Origin of the sequence: Streptomyces sp. WG7, from assembly GCF_049975785.1 — a bacterium.
In the GTDB taxonomy this organism is placed as follows: Bacteria; Actinomycetota; Actinomycetes; order Streptomycetales; family Streptomycetaceae; genus Streptomyces.
On record NZ_JBNGGE010000003.1, the window covers coordinates 200,059 to 218,848 of the forward strand.

The 18,790-nt window shown below is 71.0% G+C and carries 13 protein-coding genes and 1 pseudogene; 9 read left to right on the top strand and 5 right to left on the bottom strand.

All coding sequences use genetic code 11. The features are described 5' to 3' along the window. The first annotated feature begins 98 nt into the window (after positions 1 to 98). Together ACP4J0_RS05370 and ACP4J0_RS05375 are read left to right on the top strand one after the other, a co-directional pair. The gene (locus ACP4J0_RS05370; RefSeq protein ID WP_426597427.1) at positions 99 to 1,109 is read left to right on the top strand and encodes a site-specific integrase; all 1,011 of its coding nucleotides are present in this window, start codon (positions 99 to 101) and stop codon (positions 1,107 to 1,109) included. Positions 1,110 to 1,191: 82 nt separating this feature from the next. Next, entirely contained in the window at positions 1,192 to 2,187 is a 996-nt protein-coding gene (locus ACP4J0_RS05375; RefSeq protein WP_426597428.1) for a hypothetical protein, read from the top strand. Positions 2,188 to 2,460: 273 nt separating this feature from the next. Here the strand turns inward: ACP4J0_RS05375 and ACP4J0_RS05380 are convergent, their stop codons facing one another. Both ACP4J0_RS05380 and ACP4J0_RS05385 read right to left on the bottom strand, forming a co-directional pair. Further along, a complete protein-coding gene (locus ACP4J0_RS05380) occupies positions 2,461 to 2,649 on the bottom strand; it encodes a hypothetical protein (RefSeq protein ID WP_426597429.1) in 189 nt (62 codons plus the stop codon). 5 nt (positions 2,650 to 2,654) lie between these two features. Further along, positions 2,655 to 3,527 carry a hypothetical protein gene (locus ACP4J0_RS05385; RefSeq protein WP_426597430.1) on the bottom strand — a complete coding sequence of 291 codons (873 nt, stop codon included), beginning with the start codon at positions 3,525 to 3,527 and terminating at the stop codon, positions 2,655 to 2,657. A gap of 183 nt (positions 3,528 to 3,710) precedes the next feature. Between ACP4J0_RS05385 and ACP4J0_RS05390 the strand changes: the two are divergent. The 3 genes and pseudogenes from ACP4J0_RS05390 to ACP4J0_RS05400 form a co-directional block, all read left to right on the top strand. Next, positions 3,711 to 3,912: pseudogene (locus ACP4J0_RS05390) on the top strand (2Fe-2S iron-sulfur cluster-binding protein); the annotation flags it as partial. A 66-nt stretch (positions 3,913 to 3,978) separates the two neighbouring features. Next, entirely contained in the window at positions 3,979 to 4,827 is an 849-nt protein-coding gene (gene fdhD, locus ACP4J0_RS05395) for a formate dehydrogenase accessory sulfurtransferase FdhD (protein WP_426597431.1), read from the top strand. A 285-nt stretch (positions 4,828 to 5,112) separates the two neighbouring features. Continuing rightward, positions 5,113 to 6,987, top strand: coding sequence for an exo-alpha-sialidase (locus tag ACP4J0_RS05400; protein WP_426597432.1), 1,875 nt, complete (start codon positions 5,113 to 5,115; stop codon positions 6,985 to 6,987). A gap of 16 nt (positions 6,988 to 7,003) precedes the next feature. On the opposite strand, the gene ACP4J0_RS05405 is transcribed toward ACP4J0_RS05400, so the two are convergent. Further along, entirely contained in the window at positions 7,004 to 8,146 is a 1,143-nt protein-coding gene (locus ACP4J0_RS05405) for a bile acid:sodium symporter family protein (RefSeq protein WP_426597433.1), read from the bottom strand. 138 nt (positions 8,147 to 8,284) lie between these two features. Between ACP4J0_RS05405 and ACP4J0_RS05410 the strand changes: the two genes are divergently transcribed. The 3 genes from ACP4J0_RS05410 to ACP4J0_RS05420 all read left to right on the top strand — a co-directional run bounded on the left by ACP4J0_RS05410 (position 8,285) and on the right by ACP4J0_RS05420 (position 12,208). Then, positions 8,285 to 9,166 carry a LysR substrate-binding domain-containing protein gene (locus tag ACP4J0_RS05410; RefSeq protein WP_426597434.1) on the top strand — a complete coding sequence of 294 codons (882 nt, stop codon included), beginning with the start codon at positions 8,285 to 8,287 and terminating at the stop codon, positions 9,164 to 9,166. A gap of 295 nt (positions 9,167 to 9,461) precedes the next feature. Further along, a complete protein-coding gene (locus tag ACP4J0_RS05415; protein ID WP_426597435.1) occupies positions 9,462 to 11,288 on the top strand; it encodes an AMP-dependent synthetase/ligase in 1,827 nt (608 codons plus the stop codon). A gap of 83 nt (positions 11,289 to 11,371) precedes the next feature. Beyond that, positions 11,372 to 12,208, top strand: coding sequence for an aldo/keto reductase (locus tag ACP4J0_RS05420; RefSeq protein ID WP_426597436.1), 837 nt, complete (start codon positions 11,372 to 11,374; stop codon positions 12,206 to 12,208). A 279-nt stretch (positions 12,209 to 12,487) separates the two neighbouring features. Here ACP4J0_RS05420 and ACP4J0_RS05425 read toward each other — a convergent pair whose 3' ends face one another. Together ACP4J0_RS05425 and ACP4J0_RS05430 are read right to left on the bottom strand one after the other, a co-directional pair. After that, positions 12,488 to 13,411 (bottom strand): class I SAM-dependent methyltransferase, encoded by a 924-nt coding sequence (locus ACP4J0_RS05425; protein WP_426597437.1) that lies wholly within the window; start codon positions 13,409 to 13,411, stop codon positions 12,488 to 12,490. A gap of 150 nt (positions 13,412 to 13,561) precedes the next feature. After that, positions 13,562 to 15,289: a glycoside hydrolase family 6 protein gene (locus ACP4J0_RS05430; RefSeq protein ID WP_426597438.1), complete on the bottom strand. Its 1,728-nt coding sequence runs from the start codon at positions 15,287 to 15,289 to the stop codon at positions 13,562 to 13,564. Positions 15,290 to 15,798: 509 nt separating this feature from the next. Between ACP4J0_RS05430 and ACP4J0_RS05435 the strand changes: the two genes are divergently transcribed. Continuing rightward, entirely contained in the window at positions 15,799 to 18,720 is a 2,922-nt protein-coding gene (locus ACP4J0_RS05435; protein WP_426597439.1) for a glycoside hydrolase family 48 protein, read from the top strand. The last annotated feature ends 70 nt before the right edge of the window (positions 18,721 to 18,790 follow it).

The following is an 18,790-nucleotide window of genomic DNA, read 5'->3' on the forward strand; positions in this document are numbered from 1 at the left end:
ACGGGAGCCGCCGCGGTTCGACATGTCGGCGGTCTCTAGCCACAAGGAACTGTTGCTGGGATTTAAGTGACTGTGAGTGGCTGTATGTTCACTCGTTGATGATCGATGAACTTGAGGCAGAAGCCGGTCCGTTGGCGCGGTGGCAGGTGCATTGGTGCGACCCGCGGCGGGAGGTTTCGTGGTACGCAGCTGATCCGGTGCTGGCGGGTCTGCCGACTCTGGCGGAGTGGGCGCATGCGCACGGTACGCAGGTGGGACAGCCGGTGTTGCTGCGGGCCGATGGTTGGTCGGTGCCGGAGGTCAATGGGTTCTTCGCTTCGGCTCGGATGCGTAACGCGAGCACGGGCACGCGGAGGAAGTACGCCTTCGCGGTAGCTGTCTGGCTGGGATTCCTTGATGCGGCGGGCCGGACCTGGCACGACGCCGACGAGGAGGACATCGCCGGGTTCAAGTTCTGGCGGATGACCGACGAGACCAACGTCCGGCGCGTGGCCGGCGGGACGGTGCTGGACGACCTGATCGCGATCAGCGCGTTCTACCGCTGGGCCGGGTTCCGATTCGGAGTGAGCGATCCGGTGGCCCGGCGGAAGGTTCGCGGCCCTGATGCGGGCATGGTGACGGAGTTGTTCGAGGCCGGCCCGCACCTCGTACGCGGCAAGGACGTGAAGTGGCTGGACCCGGCCGGCTATGCCCGCTGGGTCAACGTGGGGCTGCGCGGGCTGGACCTGCACGGTCGGGAGATCGACGGGTGGCGCGGGCGCAACAGCCAGCGTGACTGCGCGTTCGTCGACGGGCTCTGCGGCACCGGGCTGCGGCTGAGTGAGTGGGCCAGTGTCCTGCGCCTGGAGCCGATGGCGGGCCGGCCAGATCGACGCCGAGGCGGAGCCACGAACCTGGGAGCACGGCGAGCTGCTGGACTACGTGGAGCGGCACGGCGACGTCCCGCGCAGGGAGAACCGTTGGGGCCGGCAGCCCGACCACCGCGTCCGTCATTTCGGGGCGGGGCGGCTGATGGCGGACCTGCACCTAACGCGGCTGATGGCGGACCTGCACCTAACCTTCTCCGACATCGGCGCGGCCGGCGTGCTGCTCGGCCCGGGGCGCGCTGATCTGGCCGGACGTGGTGTCCTCGTGGGAGGGATCGCGGTAACCCGTTCGCGTGGCATGCTCCCGGCCGCGTACGTTCCGCCTATGACCAGGACAACGCCGGCCAGGCCGGTTGCCGTGGAGGCCGTGTTCCCCGAGCTGGTGGCATACCGAGGGCGAACGACCCGCCTGCACCCGCGGCCGGGGCAGCCCGGGCGGCACGACAGCCATGTCGGCGGGCCGTTGCTGTGGCCCAGCGACGAGCCGTGGCCGGTCTGCCGCGAACTGCACCAGCCCGAGACCGAGGGATACGCACCGGAGGACATCCGCACCGCCCGGGCCGCGGGCGTGCGGCCCCGGAGTCGCCCGTGGCACGGCGCCAGCAGCCCGGGGGAGGACGGGCCGACCCCCTTCGTGGCGCTCGCCCAGCTCTTCGGCCGGGACATCCCTGGCCTTGCCGCCGGTCCCGGCGGCGCTGACCTGGTGCAGCTCTTCCGCTGCCCGCGCACCCACGGCCCGTACCTGGAGCGACGATACCTCCTGCGGTGGAGGCTGGCCGCGCAGACGGAGCGAGTGGACCGCTTCCTTGCCGCCGCGCCTGAAGCGCCGCTGCTCCGGTGGGAGCACGAACTTCCCGAACCCTGCGTCGTGCACCCCGAGGAGGTGGACACCTATCCCTGGGCGGAGGACGACACGCTGCCTGCGGCTCTGATCGCCAGCATCGACGCCTGGGACGACGCCCAGACGGCGGAAGGCGGCCGCAACGCCCCGAACTACCAAGGCGCTCTCTCCATCCCGCCCGGCTGGCGGGTCGGCGGCTTTCCCAGCTGGGCGTCGACGGGCCCGATGGACATCACTTGCGCGTCCTGTGGCGCCCCGATGCGGCTCCTGCTGACGGCCGGGGGCGACGAGATGGACGCCGACTCGCACAGCTGGATGCCGCTGGAGGACCGCGATCCGTCCCTACAGGGGATGGTCTCGATCCGGGGCGGCCAGTCCGTCGCCCAGCCCACCCGGCTTCGCTTCGGCCGTGACCGGGACCTACACGTCTTCACCTGCCCGACCGACCCGGGACACCCGCCCCAATGGGTGCTCTCCTGATCCGTTCGGAACGCGACAGATCCGGTCGGCATGCACCGCTGCGAGCCGCTGGCACTGTTCCTGGATCTCGCCGACATTCCCCACGACAACCAGCCGCGACCGTTCCCCGAATCCGGCTGCAACCGTTCCTGCAAGTCGCCTACGTAGCCAGGTGTTACACCTCCGGCACGCTCAACCCAGTGGCGGCTGTGCCGGCACCCAAGCCGTGGGGTAACAGCGTGGGACCAGGAGCAAGATGCGGTACACCGCGGAGCGATCGAGGCGCCTTGCGGATTAGCCGTGGTCTTCCCATTCCACTGGGCAGAACCGGGCCTCGCTCACCACGGTGTCCCCGGCTCTGCTGGCTCGTACGTACATGTTGAGACCGTCCACCCCGAGGTCGCCGCCGCAGCCGATCACCAGGCCCAGGTCTCGCTCTTCGATGTGCTGGATCAGGGCTGTGTCAACGGCCGAGACCGTCATGCCGATCAGCCGGATGCCCGCGAACTCGACCTGAGGCCCAGTCCGTCCGTGAATGGTGACAGCGCCGAGAGGGGGGGCCAGTTATAGCCACTGGAGTAGTGGGCGGTTATGCCTACGCGGTCGAAGCGGTCCTCGCCCAGGATCCACTGTCCCAGGCCCTCCCACGACGTTCCGAAGGGATACCGGCCATGGCGGGTGGTCGGCTTCTCGCTCAGGGCAGCAGCCACCTCCTGCGGCTTCATACCGAACCTGAGCGGACCGACGCTCTCCAACGGTGTCCAGTCCCAGTGCTGTCGCTCCTGCTCAGCCCTTACTGGCCACGCCCCCACGTTCGGCGGCTCGTCACGGACGTCGCGCCGGCGGATGACCGGCTCGGACTCGAACGGGTTGTTCGCCAGCTCCGGACCAACCAGTAGCGCGTTCGTGATCATCGTGTCCAGCCGCTGTGTGTACCCCTCGGGCGACAGCCCCTGCTCCTGTGCGGCGCCCATCGAGACCCCCCATGCCTCGACTTCCGGATCACCGCTCCAGTTCACTCGCACGGAAAGCCCCTCCCGCTGTGCGAGGTCCTGAATGTCTGCGCTTACCTCGGACGGCACCCGGGCTATGAGGTCGATGTCCCGCAGGCGCACCAGCGGCCCATCCATCGCATCGATCGCTACGGCAACCAGGCCGTTGTCCTCGCCGTAGACCGCAGTCACACCCCAGTCCGTGTAATAGCCCCAGCCGATGCCGCTGCCCAACCCCTGCGAGACGTGGGCAACCGCTCCGTCCAGGGCCGATGCCACCTCGTCCGGGTTCATCCCGAACCGCAACGGCCCTACCTTCACCAATGGCTCAAGCAGCCACCCCGCCCGCTCCCGGGCTTTCTGTTCCACCAGTGAACGGCAACCCCCACGATCGCTCCGAATACCCCTGACGCCACCCGCCAGTGATCTTGCGGATCAACCTAGACGTAACCTCCGACAACGCAGTGTCCAGGAACGTCCGCTGGCACAGGGGACAGCCGCTGAACCGTGATCGATTGACGCCGAAGCAACAGTTCCGCAGAGGCGAGAGAACGCGCGGCCGGCACCTGGGACGAGGAGTGACGGAGCGAGACGACCACGGCGTGCGCGTACCGCGGAGCGGGCTGCGGCCTCACCCCGTACGTGCAGGACAATGAGATCGTGAAGGTCGCCTCGCCGCACGACAACCCGGTGACCCGCGGCAACCTGTGCAATCGAGGGCCGCTTCGGCTACCGGCACGTACAGAACCGGGACCGACCGGCACACGGAAAACGCCACACGTCACACGCCACACGCCACACGGGAATCGGGACACGCGACATGGGACGAGTCACGGAACGACGCAAGGTGATCCGGATACGGGACGGCGCGGTCTCCACCCGCCCGGACACCCTCGTCGCCGAGGAACCGCTGGAGATCCGGCTGAACGGCAAACCCCTCGCGATCACGATGCGCACTCCGGGCGACGACTTCGCGCTCGCCGCCGGTTTCCTGGTCAGCGAGGGCGTGCTCGCCGAGCAGGGCGACCTGCAGAACATCGTCTACTGCGCGGGCGCGACGGCCGACGGTGCCAACACGTACAACGTCGTCGACGTACGGACGGCCCCGGGCGTGCCGATCCCCGACATCACGCTGGAGCGGAACGTCTACACGACCTCGTCCTGCGGTCTGTGCGGCAAGGCCAGCCTGGACGCGGTGCGTACGACGGCCCGCTGGCCCATCGCCGACACTCCCCCGGTCCGCGTCACCCCGGAGTTCCTGGCGGGCCTGCCCAACCGGCTGCGCGCCGCCCAGCGGGTCTTCGACCGGACCGGCGGCCTGCACGCGGCGGCCCTGTTCCGGGAGGACGGTGAGCTGGTGGACGTACGGGAGGACGTGGGCCGGCACAACGCGGTCGACAAGCTGATCGGCCGCGCCCTGCAGAACGGGGACCTGCCGTTGTCCCGGTCGGTCCTGCTGGTGTCGGGCCGGGCCTCCTTCGAGCTGGCGCAGAAGGCCGTGATGGCGGGCATCCCGGTGCTGGCCGCGGTGTCGGCGCCGTCCTCGCTCGCGGTGGACCTGGCCGCCGAGACGGGGCTGACGCTGGTGGGCTTCCTGCGGGGCAGTTCTATGAACGTGTACGCGGGTGAGGACCGCGTCGCCCTGCGGGCCGAGGCCGCCCAGGGCTGACCCGGCCCTCCGCGGACACGGCGGCGGGGCCCGACCGGCGGGGAGCGCCTTCCTGCGCCGCAGCGGGCTCCGGCTCGATCCCGGGCGGATCCCGGGGCCTCCTGGATCCCATGACCCCCCGCTCCCGGGCCCCTGCGACGCCGGGTTCCCGCGTGTCCTCCTCGGCTCCGTCGGGCGACACGCGCGCAAACTGTAGAGGACGTACCGGGCACGGCATGTCCTGATGTAGTGATGTCCTGATGATCGGCTCCCTCCCGACCAGCCGCCCGAAGGGCAGACCGTTCCATGCCGTCACCCTCCCGCACGTGTCCGCGCTCCCCCCTGCTCGCCCTCGCCTCACTGTTCGCCCTGGCCGCCGCCTCGCTCCCCGCCCACGCCGAAGCCAGGACCCGGGCGCCCGAGTTCGAGCAGCAGGTCCTCTTCCGAGCGGACCGGGACCCCGGCGGCTACGCCTGCTTCCGCATTCCGGCGATCGTGCGGACGACGGACGACACCCTGCTGGCCTTCGCCGAGGGCCGCGTCCTGAACTGCGGAGACGCCGGTGACATCGACATCGTCGTCAAACGCTCCACCGACGGCGGGCGCACCTGGGGCCCGCTCCAGGTCGTCAACGACGGCGGCGGCGACACCCACGGCAACCCGGCCCCGGTCGTGGACCGCACCACCGGCCGGATCCTGCTGCTCGAGACGTACAACGCCGGCCGTACGGACGCCGCCGGCTGCGCGGTGCCCTGTGCCCGCACCCCGCACCTCCAGTACAGCGACGACGACGGCCGCACCTGGTCCGCGCCCCGCGACCTGAGTGCCGGCATCCAGCCGCCCGGCTGGAACTCCTGGTACGCCACCGGCCCCGTGCACGGCGTCCAGCTCACCGGCGGCAGCCACGCCGGGCGGCTCGTGGCCGGCGTCAACGCCGAGACCTGGGACGGCGAGAGGGTCACCGCCAACCACGCGGCGCTGGTGGTCAGCGACGACGGCGGCGAGCACTGGAGGGTGGGTGCCACCGACACCTGGCCCGTCGCCGCCGACGGCACCTTCCGGCAGAAGCCGTCCGAGGTCACCCTCACCGAACGCGCCGACGGCACGCTCCTGGTCAGCGGCCGGGAGGAGCACGGCACCGACCTCGGCCACCGCACCCAGGCCGTCAGCCGCGACGGCGGCGACAGCTTCGCAGGCCCCTTCCGGGCCCTCCCGGACCTGTATACGCCGCAGGTACAGGGGGCCGTGCTCCGCCGCGGCGACCGGATGCTGCTGTCCGCGCCCGCCGATCCCGACCGGCGCCGGACGATGACCATCCGCTCCTCCTACGACGGCGGCGCGACCTGGGACAGCGTGGACCGCGGCACGGTCGTCACCCGGGACTGGTCCGGCTACTCCGACCTGGTGGCCGTCGACGACGCGGCGGTGGGCCTGCTGTACGAGGCCGGGACGGTGGACGCCCGCGACGAGATCCGCTTCGCCCGCTTCACCGAGGACTGGCTCCAGCCGCGCCGGGGCGCCGATCCCACCACCCCGGACCTCGCCGCGGGTGCCGCGCCCGCGGCCGTGCTCGGCGGCGCCGGGACGACCGACGGCGCGGTGGGCGGCGCCCTCTCCTTCGACGGCGCCGACGACGCCGTACGGCTGCCGTACGACGAGCGGCTTCCGCTCGGGGCCGGGGACTTCACGGCGTCGCTGTGGTTCCGGTACACGGCGGACGGCGGGGAGCAGCCGCTGCTGTGGATGGGCGGGGTCGGCACCGCACAGCCCCAGGTGTGGCTGCGCGCCGAGCCCGGCAACGGCCGGATCCAGGGGCTGATCACCACGCGCGACGGCGGGGCGGCCCCGCGCTCGGCGTGGGTGCGCACCGACCGCGCCCACAACGACGGGCAGTGGCATCATCTGGCGCTGCGCCGCGGCGGGGGGCGGCTCACGCTGTTCGTCGACGGTACGGCGGTCGGCGCGGCGGACGTGCCCGGCTCGGTCAGCCGGAACTCGCCCTTCGGGGTGCACATCGGGGAGCGCGTGGACGGCCGGGCCCGGCTGACCGGCGCGATCGACGAGGTGCACGTCTGGAACCGGGCGCTGACCGACGAGGAGATCGCCGCCGGGAACCCGCGGTCGGCCATCGGGAACACCGTCCTGTACCTGCCCATGGACGGAGTGCAGGCGGGCGGCTGAGGGTGCCGCCGCCCGCTCAGCGCCTCCTGGTGCGGACCGTGGTGCGCGCCGGGGCGGCGGACCCCTCTGACCCCTCTGCCCCCTCCGCCCCCACTGACCCCTCTGATTTCTCCGCCCCTTCCGCCTCCTCCGCCTCCTCCGCCTCCTCGGAGGCGATCGCCTCCGGATCGCGTGACCGGCGCTTGGCGATGACCGCGCACACCATCAGCTGCATCTGGTGGAAGAGCATCAGCGGCAGCACGGCCAGCGAGGCCTGGGCGCCGAACAGGACGCTCGCCATCGGCAGTCCGGCGGCGAGCGACTTCTTCGACCCGGCGAACTGGATCGCGATCCGGTCCTCGCGGCCGAAGCGCAGCGTCTTCGCCCCGTACCAGGTGAGCAGCAGCATCACGGCCAGCAGCACGGCCTCCACCGCCAGCAGCCCGGCCAGCCGGACCGGGCTGACCTGGTGCCAGATGCCCTGGACCATGCCCTCGCTGAACGCGGTGTAGACGACGAGGAGGATCGAGCCGCGGTCGACGAGCCCGAGGACCTTCCTGTGCCGGGCGACGAAGCCACCGATCCAGCGGCGCAGCGCCTGCCCGGCGACGAACGGCACCAGCAGCTGCAGCACGATCTCGACCACCGAGTCGGCCGAGAACCCGCCCCCGCCCGCGCCGCCGAGCAGGGCTGCCGCCAGCAGCGGCGTCACGACGATGCCCACCAGGGAGGAGAAGGACCCGGCGCAGATCGCGGCGGGCACGTTGCCGCGCGCGATGGAGGTGAAGGCGATCGAGGACTGGATGGTCGACGGGACCAGGGTGAGGAAGAGCAGGCCCTGGTAGAGGGGGTCGGTCAGGAAGACGGGGACGAGGCCGCGGGACGCGAGGCCGAGCAGCGGGAAGACGACGAAGGTGCAGGCCAGCACGGTGACGTGGAGCCGCCAGTGGCGCACTCCGTCCATCGCCTCACGGGTGGAGAGCCGGGCGCCGTAGAGGAAGAAGAGGAACGCGATCGCGGCGGTGGAGGCACCGGAGGCGATGTCCGCGCCCGTGCCGCGGGCCGGCAGCAGCGCCGCGAGGCCCACCGTCCCGAGCAGCAGCAGGATGTACGGGTCGATCGGCAGCCGACGCGGCCGTCGCAGGCGTCTCACGGTGCTCCACTTGCTCGTCGTGCTCATTCGTCTTGCTCGTCGTGCTCGTTCATCGCGTTCGCGGGGCTCCCAGGCCCCGGCTCCATCATCCTGCTCCCTCGCTCAGCGATCGGGAAACCGGTATACCGCTCTGACTGTCATCACGTACCGCGATAGCGTGGGAGGGTGTACGACCCCTCTCACCTGCGTACGTTCCTGTCGGTGGCCCAGACGCTGAGCTTCACGCAGGCCGCCCGGCGGCTCGGACTGCGCCAGTCCACCGTGAGCCAGCACGTGCGGCGGCTGGAGGACGCCACCGGCCGGCAGCTCTTCAGCCGCGACACGCACTCCGTGGAGCTGACGGAGGACGGCGAGGCGATGCTCGGGTTCGCGCGCCGGATCCTGGAGGTGCACGAGCAGGCGACGGCCTTCTTCACGGGCACCCGGCTGCGCGGAAGGCTGCGGTTCGGGGCCTCCGAGGACTTCGTGCTGACCCGGCTGCCGGAGATCCTGGAGGGTTTCCGGCACGACCACCCCGAGGTCGACCTGGAGCTGACGGTGGAGCTGTCGGGGACGCTGCACGAGCAGCTGGCCGCCGGGAAGCTCGACCTGGTGCTGGCCAAGCGGCGGCCCGAGGACCCGCGGGGCGAGCCTGTCTGGCGGGACCGTCTGGTGTGGATCGGCGCGGAGCGGCTGCGCCTCGACCCGGACCGCCCGGTGCCGCTCATCGTCTATCCGCCGCCGGGCATCACCCGCGCGCTCGCTCTCGACGCCCTGCAGCGCCAGGGCCGCGAGTGGCGCGTCGCGTGCACCAGCGGCAGCCTCAACGGGCTGATCGCGGCGGCCCGCGCGGGCCTCGGCGTGATGGCGCACTCACGCGGACTGATCCCGCCCGGCCTGGTACGGGTGCCGGACCGGGCCGCGCTGCCGGAGCTCGGCCGGGTCGACTTCGTGCTGGTGCACGGCCGGCGCCGCCCCTCGGCGCAGGGCGCGGCGGACGCCCTCGCGTCGGCGGTCCTGGCGGGCGGCGACCGGTTGCAGCGGCCTCGGCGCACGGGCCTCGGATAGGCGGGCCGGGGTGCGGGTGTGACGGAATCCGCGGCGCCCGCGCTGAAGGAGGAGTGGGCGACCGCGGCCGCGTACCGACGGTAAGTGTGTCGTACAGATTCGGTGGAGATTGCGGAGCCGAAACCCGCCCAACGGCCGGGAACGTGCCCGACCCTTCCCCATGTGAGCGCATTTCCTCTCGCTGACCAGCGTGAACATGAGCGCTGTTCGATTTTTGCGGCCCTCCCGCCCCGGCCCCGCGTGGGGTAGCTTTCACCGCGCTGTGCGGGGGGCCACCAGAAGCGGGGAGCGGGGTTTGCGCGAGTTCACCAGTCCTCCGTCGACGTTGCCACCACCGGTGGGCGGTCTGGCCGACGTGGTCTTCCGGCATGCCCAGGAGGACCCGGACCACATCGCGCTCGGCCGCAAGGACGACGCCGGGCGGTGGCGGGACGTGACCGCCGGCGCGTTCCGCGACGAGGTGCTGGCCCTCGCCAAGGGGCTCCTCGCCCAGGGCATCCGCTTCGGCGACCGGGTCGCCGTCATGTCCCGCACCCGCTACGAGTGGACCCTCCTCGACTTCGCCCTGTGGACGATCGGCGCCCAGGTGGTGCCCGTCTACCCGACCTCGTCGGCCGAGCAGTGCCTGTGGATGCTGCACGACGCCGAGGTGACCGCGGCGGTCGTCGAGCACGAGGACCACGCGATGACGATCGCCACCGTCATCGACCGGCTGCCGCACCTGCGGGGCCTGTGGCAGCTCGACTCCGGCGCCGTCCAGGAGCTGTACGACGCGGGCGCCCACCTGGACGACGAGGTGGTGCACCGGCACCGGAAGGCGGTCACACCCGACACGCCCGCCACCGTCATCTACACCTCGGGCACCACCGGCCGGCCCAAGGGCTGCGTCATCTCGCACGGCAACTTCATGTACGAGGCGGACACCGTCATCGAGCGCTGGGAGCCGGTGTTCCACTCCCGGAAGGGCGACGAGGCGGCGACCCTGCTGTTCCTGCCGCTCGCCCACGTCTTCGGCCGCATGGTGGAGGTCGCGGCGATCCGCGGCCGGGTCCGCTTCGGCCACCAGCCGCAGCTGAACGCCGCCGCGCTGCTGCCCGATCTGGCCGCCTTCCGGCCGACGTTCATCCTGGCCGTGCCGTACATCTTCGAGAAGGTGTTCAACGCGGCCCGGCGCAAGGCCGAGCAGGAGGGCAAGGCCGGTCCCTTCGAGAAGGCCGTCGACGTGGCGGTGAGGTACGCGGAGGCGGTGGAGGCGAAGGCCTGGGGCAGCGGCCCCGGCCCGTCGGCGGGGCTGCGCGTGCAGCACCAGCTCTTCGACAAGCTCGTCTACGCCAAGGTGCGGGCGGCGATGGGCGGACGCATCCGCAACGCCATGTCGGGCGGCTCGGCGATGGACCGGCGGCTCGGCCTGTTCTTCGCGGGCGCGGGTGTGCGGATCTACGAGGGGTACGGCCTGACCGAGTCCACGGCGGCGGCCACCGCCAACCCGCCCGAACGCACCCGCTTCGGCACCGTCGGGGTGCCCGTGCCCGGCGTCACCGTGCGCATCGCCGACGACGGCGAGATCTGGCTGAACGGCGACAACGTCTTCCAGGGCTATCTCAACAACCCGGAGGCCACCGGCGAGACCCTGCGGGGCGGCTGGCTGGCCACCGGAGACCTCGGCGCGCTGGACGAGGACGGCTACCTCACCATCACCGGCCGCAAGAAGGAGATCCTGGTGACCTCCGGCGGCAAGAGCCTCTCCCCGGGGCTGCTGGAGGAGCGCGTCCGGGACCACCCGCTGGTCAGCCAGTGCATCGTCGTCGGCAACGACCGGCCCTACGTCGCCGCCCTCATCACCCTCGACCAGGAGGCCGTCGACCACTGGCTGACGATGCGCAACAAGCCCCGGCTCCCTGCGGCCGAGCTGGTGCACGACGCCGACCTGGAGACGGAGGTGCGGCGCGCGGTCGTCGCGGCCAACACGCTGGTGTCACAGGCCGAGTCCATCCGCACGTTCCGCATCCTCGCACAGCCGTTCACCGAGGAGCACGGGCTGCTGACCCCCTCGCTGAAACTGAAGCGCAAGGCCATCGAAGAGGCCTACCGCGGCGAGGTCGAAGCACTGTACTCGGCATGAATTCGCCGGTCAGGAATGCGGCGGGCGCCGTGATCGTTGACGATATGAGTACCACCTGACCACAACCGAAGGATCAAGAGCTCGTGAGCAGCAAGGTCCCCCCGATCATCCTGAACAACGGCGTCGAGATGCCCCAGCTGGGCTACGGCGTCTGGCAGGTGCCGGACGACGAGGCCGAGACGGCGGTCGCCCAGGCGCTGGAGGCCGGGTACCGCAGCATCGACACAGCGGCGATCTACGGCAATGAAGAGGGCACCGGCAAGGCGCTCGCCGCCTCCGGCGTCGCCCGTGAGGACCTCTTCGTCACCACCAAGCTCTGGAACACGGACCAGGGGTACGACTCCACCCTCCGCGCCTTCGACACGTCGATGGCGAAGCTGGGCCTGGAGTACGTGGACCTGTACCTGATCCACTGGCCCATGCCCGCCAAGGAGCGGTACGTCGACACGTACAAGGCGTTCGAGAAGCTGCACGCCGACGGCCGCGTCCGCGCCATCGGCGTCTCCAACTTCCTGCCGGAGCACCTGGAACGGCTGATCGGCGAGACGTCGGTCATCCCGGCCGTCAACCAGATCGAGCTGCACCCGCACCTCCAGCAGCACGCCGCCCGCGAGTACCACGCGGAGCAGGGCATCGCCACCGAGGCCTGGTCCCCGCTCGGCCAGGGCAAGGGCATCCTGGAGATCCCGGCGATCGTGGCGATCGCCCAGAAGCACGGCCGCACCCCGGCCCAGGTCGTGCTGCGCTGGCACCTCCAGACCGGCAACGTGGTGATCCCGAAGTCCGTGACGCCGTCCCGGATCAAGGAGAACATCGACGTGTTCGGCTTCACCCTGGACAACGAGGACCTCGCGGCGATCAGCGCGCTGAACGAGGACCGGCGGCTGGGCCCCGACCCGGCGGAGTTCAACGGGGAATGACCTTCATCCCTGCGCGAAGGGGCCCGGTCGGTGCGACCGGGCCCCTTCGCGTGTCCCGGTCGGGCTGCCCCGGCGGCCGTACGGCCACGGTGTCGACGTCGGCACCGGCGGGCCGCGCCATGGCCCGGACGACCGGGTCGGCGATCTCGTCGGCGGTGAATCGCCGGGCGGCAGACCGCCGGTGGCGTCCCAGAACCCGGTGACGGCCCCCCGGCGGTGGGGAGTCCGTCACCTGGAGCGCTCTCGGAGTCCGTACCCGGGTCGGGGCGGCGGGGCGGCTCAGGAAGGCCGCTGGGCCGTGTAGACCGTGTGCGCCACCAGCAGGAAAAGGTCCTGGCGCCGGTGCGCGCTCGCCTCGTCCCCGGGGTCGAGCAGCCGGTCCAGCGTGGTCCGGTCGACGGCGTCGAGGCCGTCCCCGACCCGGTCGCGCAGCCGGGACAGCGAGGAGACGACGTACGCGCGGACCTCGTCCGTGACGGGCGCGGGCAGGTCCAGCAGGAAGCTGCGGGTACCGGTGTGCTTCAGGCCCGCCGCGGTCAGCAGCGCCGGCCAGTCCTCGGTCTCGTTCACGGAGCCGGGCAGGCTCGCGCGCATCTCCGCGAACGAGTCCTCCTCCACGGCGTGCATCCTGGCCTGCAGCCCGGGGCGCCCGATCCCGAGGTCACGCGGCAGGAACCGGGCGGGCAGGCCGCCCTCCAGGACCGCCAGCGTGCCGCCCGGCGCGAGGTGCCCGGCGAGCGCGGCCAGGGCCGCCCGCTGATCGCCGAGGTGGTGCAGGCTCTGGCCGGCCCACATCAGATCGGCGGGGTAGTCGAGCTCGCCCAGTACGCCGGGCAGGTCACCGGTGAGGGTGCCGAAGCGGTCGGCGACGCCGAGCCGGGCGGCACGGTCGCGGGCCCGCTCCAGCAGCGCTCCGGCGCCGTCGACGGCGACGACGCGGGCGCCGGGGAAGGCGTCGGCGAACAGGCAGGAGACGACGCCGGGTCCGCTGCCGACGTCGACGACCAGGCCGGGCTCGGTCGCCTCCCGTGCCAGCCAGGTCATGGCCTGCCGGTACAGCGGCGTGTACAGCTCCGCCTGCGCCTCCAGCAGCGGGGCCATCTTGGCCCAGTCCATGTCGGTGTGGTCGTGGCCGTGGCCGTGGCCGTGCCCGGGTCCACGGTGGTCGTGGTTGTGCTGGTGGTGATGGTGGTCGTGCGCCATGGTGGTCAGCCTCCCGTTCGCGATGCCGTCAGCGTGCGACGGCTCACCGCTTCGGGGCAAATCATGTTGCCGCAACCGCAAAATCGCACGCGCCACCGGGGCCCGGCCCGAAGGCCGGGCCCCGACGGCGTCACCTACGCCGGAGCCCGCTCATGACAGGGGCGGGTAGGCGTTCTTCATCAGCTCCTGGAACTGCGCGGAGAACCAGTGCCCGGACAGCGGGGCGTCACCCAGGGCACCCGACGGGTTGTTGCCGTTGCGCTCGTTCCCCTCGTACGTGGGGTCGCACATCCGGTCGAAGCCCTTGCCCTCGTCGTTGTCGATCGGCTCGCTCGCGCCGTCGGACTCGCCCGGGGGCTTCATCCACACGTACGCGTCGATCCCGGCGGCGGGAGAGGCCTGCGGGCGTTCACCGAGGCCGGCTCCGGACTGGTTGCACCAGTTGCCGAGGTGGATGCGGCGGTCGTAGCGGCCACCGTCCACGTAGGCGTTGACGTCGGTCTGCGGGCCGGGACCGGCGGGCCGGGCCGTGCCGCCCCAGCCGTTGCGGGAGGTGTCGATCAGCATGCCGAGGTTCTGGTCGAAGCCGATCGAGACCAGCTTGTCGCGCATCGCCTGGGCGTAGGACAGCTCGTCGGTGTACTGGTTCCAGTCGACCCAGTCGGACTGGCGCACGGAGGTTCCGTTCACCGAGTCCGTGATCTTGAAGTTCTCCTCCTTCAGGGCGCTGTAGTTGGCGGTGTTGACGATGAAGCCGTGCACGTCGCCGACGGTCGCGCCCTCGGTGGTGGCGGCGGTCTTGAACATCTCGGCGGAGGGGCCGAAGTTGCTGTCCCAGCCGAGCCAGCCGTGGTGGCCGGCGTCGACGTAGTTGTAGACGTTGGCAGTGTCGCCGAGCTTGTTCAGGGCGTAGCCGACGCCCTTCTGGTAGTTGCCGTTGGCCTTCATCTCGTCGCAGTTCTTCGTGGCGGTCTCCCGCGGCGAGACGTTGGTGACCAGGTTGGGCAGCGAGTCGATCTCGACCGTGGTGACGATCCGCAGGTCCGCGTACTTCGGGTCGGCGAGGATCGCGGCGATCGGGTCGATGTACTCGGTCTTGTACCGGTCGATCTCCGTCGGGCCCAGCTCGCCGTTGGAGGCGAGGGCCGCGCAGTCACGGCCGGGCAGGTTGTAGATGACCAGCTGGATGGCGAGCTCGCCGGAGCCCTTCTGTACCAGCGCCTCGTCGAGGTGGTCGCGCAGGCCCATGCCGCCGTTCACACCCTCGATGGCGGCGATCCGGTCGAGCCACACACCGGTGGGCTGGCCGGCGATGCGGTCGCCGCCCGGCTCGGCGGCGGCCTTCTCGGACCACTCGGGGTTCACGTAGACCTTGGCGCCCTCGTAGGGGTTGTTCACCCGGTCGGAGGGGCCACCGGGGTCCGGCGGGTCGGTCGGGTCCGGGTCGGGCGATCCGCCGTCGTCGACGTTGCAGGTCACGCCGTTGAGGGTGAAGGGGGCCGGGATCGCGTTGCTGCCGCTGTAGGTGCCCTGGAAGCCGAAGCTCGCCGAACCGCCCGTGGACAGGGTGCCGTTGTAGGACTCGTTGGCCACGGTGACGGCGGCACCGCTCTGGCTGACCTTCGCGTTCCAGCTGTTGGTGACCTTCTGGTTGCCGGCGTACGTCCACCCCAGCGTCCAGCTGGAGGTGGCGGCGCCGTTGTTGGTGACGGTCACGGCGGCGGTGAAGCCGCTGCCCCAGTCGTTCTGCACCTTGTAGTCGACGGCGCAGGGGACGGCCGCCGCGCCGGCGTTCGCGGACTGGGCGGCGAAGGCCGTGCCGGTTGCCCCGGCGACCAGTGTCAGGGCGGCGAGCATCGCGGTTCTGCTACGGGTCATGAGTGCGGGTTCCTTCTTTCGTGGGGGTGCGGGTGCTGTCGTACGGGGCCGCGCGCCGACGGGGCGCGGCCCGCTGCCGAACGGCATGGGGGTGCCGTGATCGGAGGTCAGGAGCAGCCCGCGGGCGCGATGGGACCGCCCGGGGGGTGTGCGGGCCGGCACGCCGGCCGATGACGCGTGGGACAGGCCGCGACCGCGGCTAAAAGTCCTGAACACGAAGGGTGGAGCGGGGGGTGTCGCATGAGCGACTCCTTGCAGTTCGGGCGCGCCGTGACGAACGCGTCGACTGATGGAACCGCTCCCACTGGTGCCAGTGAAGGTAGCGCCAAGTGACGGTGAAGAACAGGGGAGTCACTGACTTTCTCTCAGCACCACCTGTCGAATCTTTTCGACTCTTCACACATCTTGACCGCCCCGCCCCCTCTCCCCACTATGGGAGCGCTCCCACTGGTTCAAGGCTTGTTGCTCCTCCCCCACACCTCCCCGAGCCGCAAGGAGGAACCAGCACCATGCATCCCGGACGCAGACGCAGACGCCGCACCGCGCGGCGGTTGTGGACCACCGCACTCGCCGCTCTCGCACTCCCCCTCACGATGCTGAGCAGCGGTTCGACTCCCGCTCAGGCGGCGGCACTCCAGTGCAGCGTGGACTACAGGACCAACGACTGGGGCTCCGGCTTCACCGCGGAGCTGACGCTCACCAACCGCGGCGCCGACGCCATCGACGGCTGGACGCTGACGTACGACTACGCGGGGAACCAGAAGCTGACCAACGGCTGGAACGGCACCTGGGCCCAGTCGGGGCGGACGGTCACCGTGAAAAACGCCCCGTACAACGCGCGGATCGCCGCGGGTGCCGCAGTCTCCACCGGCGGGCAGTTCACGTACAGCGGCACCAACACCGCACCGACCGGCTTCGCGGTCAACGGCACCTCCTGCGTCGGCGCGCACCAGCCGCCCATCGCGGTACTGACCAGCCCGGAGGCGGGCGCGGTGTACTCGCAGGGCGAGGCGGTCCCGCTGGCGGCCACGGCGGCCGCCGCCGACGACGCCACGATCAGCAAGGTGGAGTTCTACGACGACACCACACTGCTGGGCACCGACACCAGCTCGCCCTACACGCACTCCGCCTCTGGCTTGACCGTGGGCAGTCATTCCCTGGTGGCGAAGGCGTACGACAGCACGGGCGCCTCCGCGAGCTCGACACCGGTCGGCATCACGATCGCCTCGGGACCGACCGTGGTGGCCACCCCCACCCAACTGGGCGTTCAGCAGGGTGAGTCGGGGACGTACGAGGTCAAGCTGTCGAAGCAGCCGGCCGCCAACGTCGCCGTGACGACGTCCCACGCGAGCGGCAACACCGGTCTGACCGTCTCCGGCGGGGCGACCCTCACCTTCACCCCGGCGAACTGGGACACCGCACAGCGGGTGACCATCGCGGCCGACGCCTCCGGCACCGGCTCGGCGGTCTTCGAGTCGACGGCCCCCGGCCACGGCAAGGCCACGGTCACCGTGACCCAGCTGGCCGCCGCGAAGGACTACGACGCCCGCTTCCTGGAGCTCTACGGGAAGATCACCGACCCGGCGAACGGCTACTTCTCCCCCGAGGGCATCCCGTACCACTCGGTCGAGACCCTGATCGTCGAGGCCCCCGACCACGGGCACGAGACCACGTCCGAGGCGTACAGCTACCTGCTGTGGCTCCAGGCCATGTACGGCAAGGTGACCGGCGACTGGACGAGGTTCAACAACGCCTGGGAGATCATGGAGACGTACATGATCCCCACCCACGCCGACCAGCCGACCAACTCGGCCTACAACGCCTCGAAGCCGGCGACCTACGCGCCCGAGCTGGACACGCCCGAGGAGTACCCGGCGAAGCTGGACGGCACCGTCTCCGTCGGCCCGGACCCGATCGCCGCCGAGCTGAAGTCGGCGTACGGCACGGACGACGTGTACGGCATGCACTGGCTCCAGGACGTCGACAACACCTACGGCTACGGCAACTCGCCCGGCAAGTGCGAGGCGGGTCCGTCCGACACCGGCCCCTCGTACATCAACACCTTCCAGCGCGGCGCGCAGGAGTCGGTGTGGGAGACGGTGCCGCAGCCGACCTGCGACGCCTTCAAGTACGGCGGCAAGAACGGCTACCTGGACCTCTTCACGGGTGACGCGTCCTACGCGAAGCAGTGGAAGTTCACCAACGCCCCGGACGCCGACGCGCGGGCCGTGCAGGCCGCCTACTGGGCGGACAAGTGGGCCGAGGAGCAGGGCAAGGGCGACGAGATCGCCGGCACCCTCGACAAGGCCGCCAAGATGGGCGACTACCTGCGCTACGCCATGTTCGACAAGTACTTCAAGAAGGTCGGGAACTGCGTGGGACCGGCGAGCTGCCCGGCCGGCACCGGCAAGGACTCCTCGCACTACCTGCTGTCCTGGTACTACGCCTGGGGCGGCGCCGTGGACACCTCGGCGGGCTGGGCCTGGCGCATCGGCTCCAGCCACACCCACGGCGGCTACCAGAACCCGCTGGCCGCGTACGCGCTGAGCACGTACGACGACCTGAAGCCGAAGTCGGCGACGGGCGCGTCCGACTGGGCGAAGTCCCTGGACCGGCAGGTGGAGTTCTACCGCTGGCTGCAGTCCGACGAGGGCGCCATCGCGGGCGGCGCGACCAACAGCTGGGCGGGCCGGTACGCGACCCCGCCGGCCGGCACGCCGACCTTCTACGGCATGTACTACGACGAGAAGCCGGTCTACCACGACCCGCCGTCCAACCAGTGGTTCGGCTTCCAGGCGTGGTCCATGGAGCGGGTCGCCGAGTACTACCAGCAGAGCGGCGACGCGCGGGCCAAGGAGGTCCTGGACAAGTGGGTCGACTGGGCGCTGTCGGAGACGACGGTCAACCCGGACGGCAGCTTCCTGATGCCCTCGACGCTGAAGTGGTCGGGGCAGCCGGACACCTGGAACGCGGCCTCCCCCGGTGACAACGCCTCCCTGCACGTCACCGTCGCGGACTACACCAACGACGTCGGCGTGGCGGCGGCGTACGCCAAGACCCTGACGTACTACGCCGACCGCTCGGGCGACACGGAGGCGGCGGCGACCGCGAAGGCGCTGCTGGACGGCATGTGGGAGAACAACCAGACCGCGCTCGGCATCGCCGTCCCGGAGACCCGCGCCGACTACAACCGCTTCGACGACCCGGTGCACGTCCCCAGCGGCTGGACCGGGACCATGCCGAACGGCGACACGATCGACGCGTCGTCGACCTTCTCCTCGATCCGCTCCTTCTACCAGGACGACCCCGCCTGGTCGAAGATCGAGAGCTACCTCGCGGGCGGTGCCGCGCCCACGTTCACGTACCACCGCTTCTGGGCGCAGGCGGACATCGCCCTCGCCATGGGTTCGTACGCGGAGCTGCTCGAATAGCCCCCGCCGGGCGCTCCGCGGGTTGGGCGGTTCTTGGGACTGCGGGCCGGTGCGTGGCCGGTCGCGCAGT

Coding starts and splice junctions, on each gene's coding strand:
- ACP4J0_RS05435 (WP_426597439.1), top strand. CDS start 15,799: ATGCATCCCGGACGCAGACGCAGACGCCGCACCGCGCGGCGGTTGTGG.
- ACP4J0_RS05405 (WP_426597433.1), bottom strand. CDS start 8,146: ATGAGCACGACGAGCAAGTGGAGCACCGTGAGACGCCTGCGACGGCCG.
- ACP4J0_RS05425 (WP_426597437.1), bottom strand. CDS start 13,411: ATGGCGCACGACCACCATCACCACCAGCACAACCACGACCACCGTGGA.
- ACP4J0_RS05430 (WP_426597438.1), bottom strand. CDS start 15,289: ATGACCCGTAGCAGAACCGCGATGCTCGCCGCCCTGACACTGGTCGCC.
- ACP4J0_RS05375 (WP_426597428.1), top strand. CDS start 1,192: ATGACCAGGACAACGCCGGCCAGGCCGGTTGCCGTGGAGGCCGTGTTC.
- ACP4J0_RS05400 (WP_426597432.1), top strand. CDS start 5,113: ATGCCGTCACCCTCCCGCACGTGTCCGCGCTCCCCCCTGCTCGCCCTC.
- ACP4J0_RS05380 (WP_426597429.1), bottom strand. CDS start 2,649: ATGACGGTCTCGGCCGTTGACACAGCCCTGATCCAGCACATCGAAGAG.
- fdhD (WP_426597431.1), top strand. CDS start 3,979: ATGGGACGAGTCACGGAACGACGCAAGGTGATCCGGATACGGGACGGC.
- ACP4J0_RS05370 (WP_426597427.1), top strand. CDS start 99: ATGATCGATGAACTTGAGGCAGAAGCCGGTCCGTTGGCGCGGTGGCAG.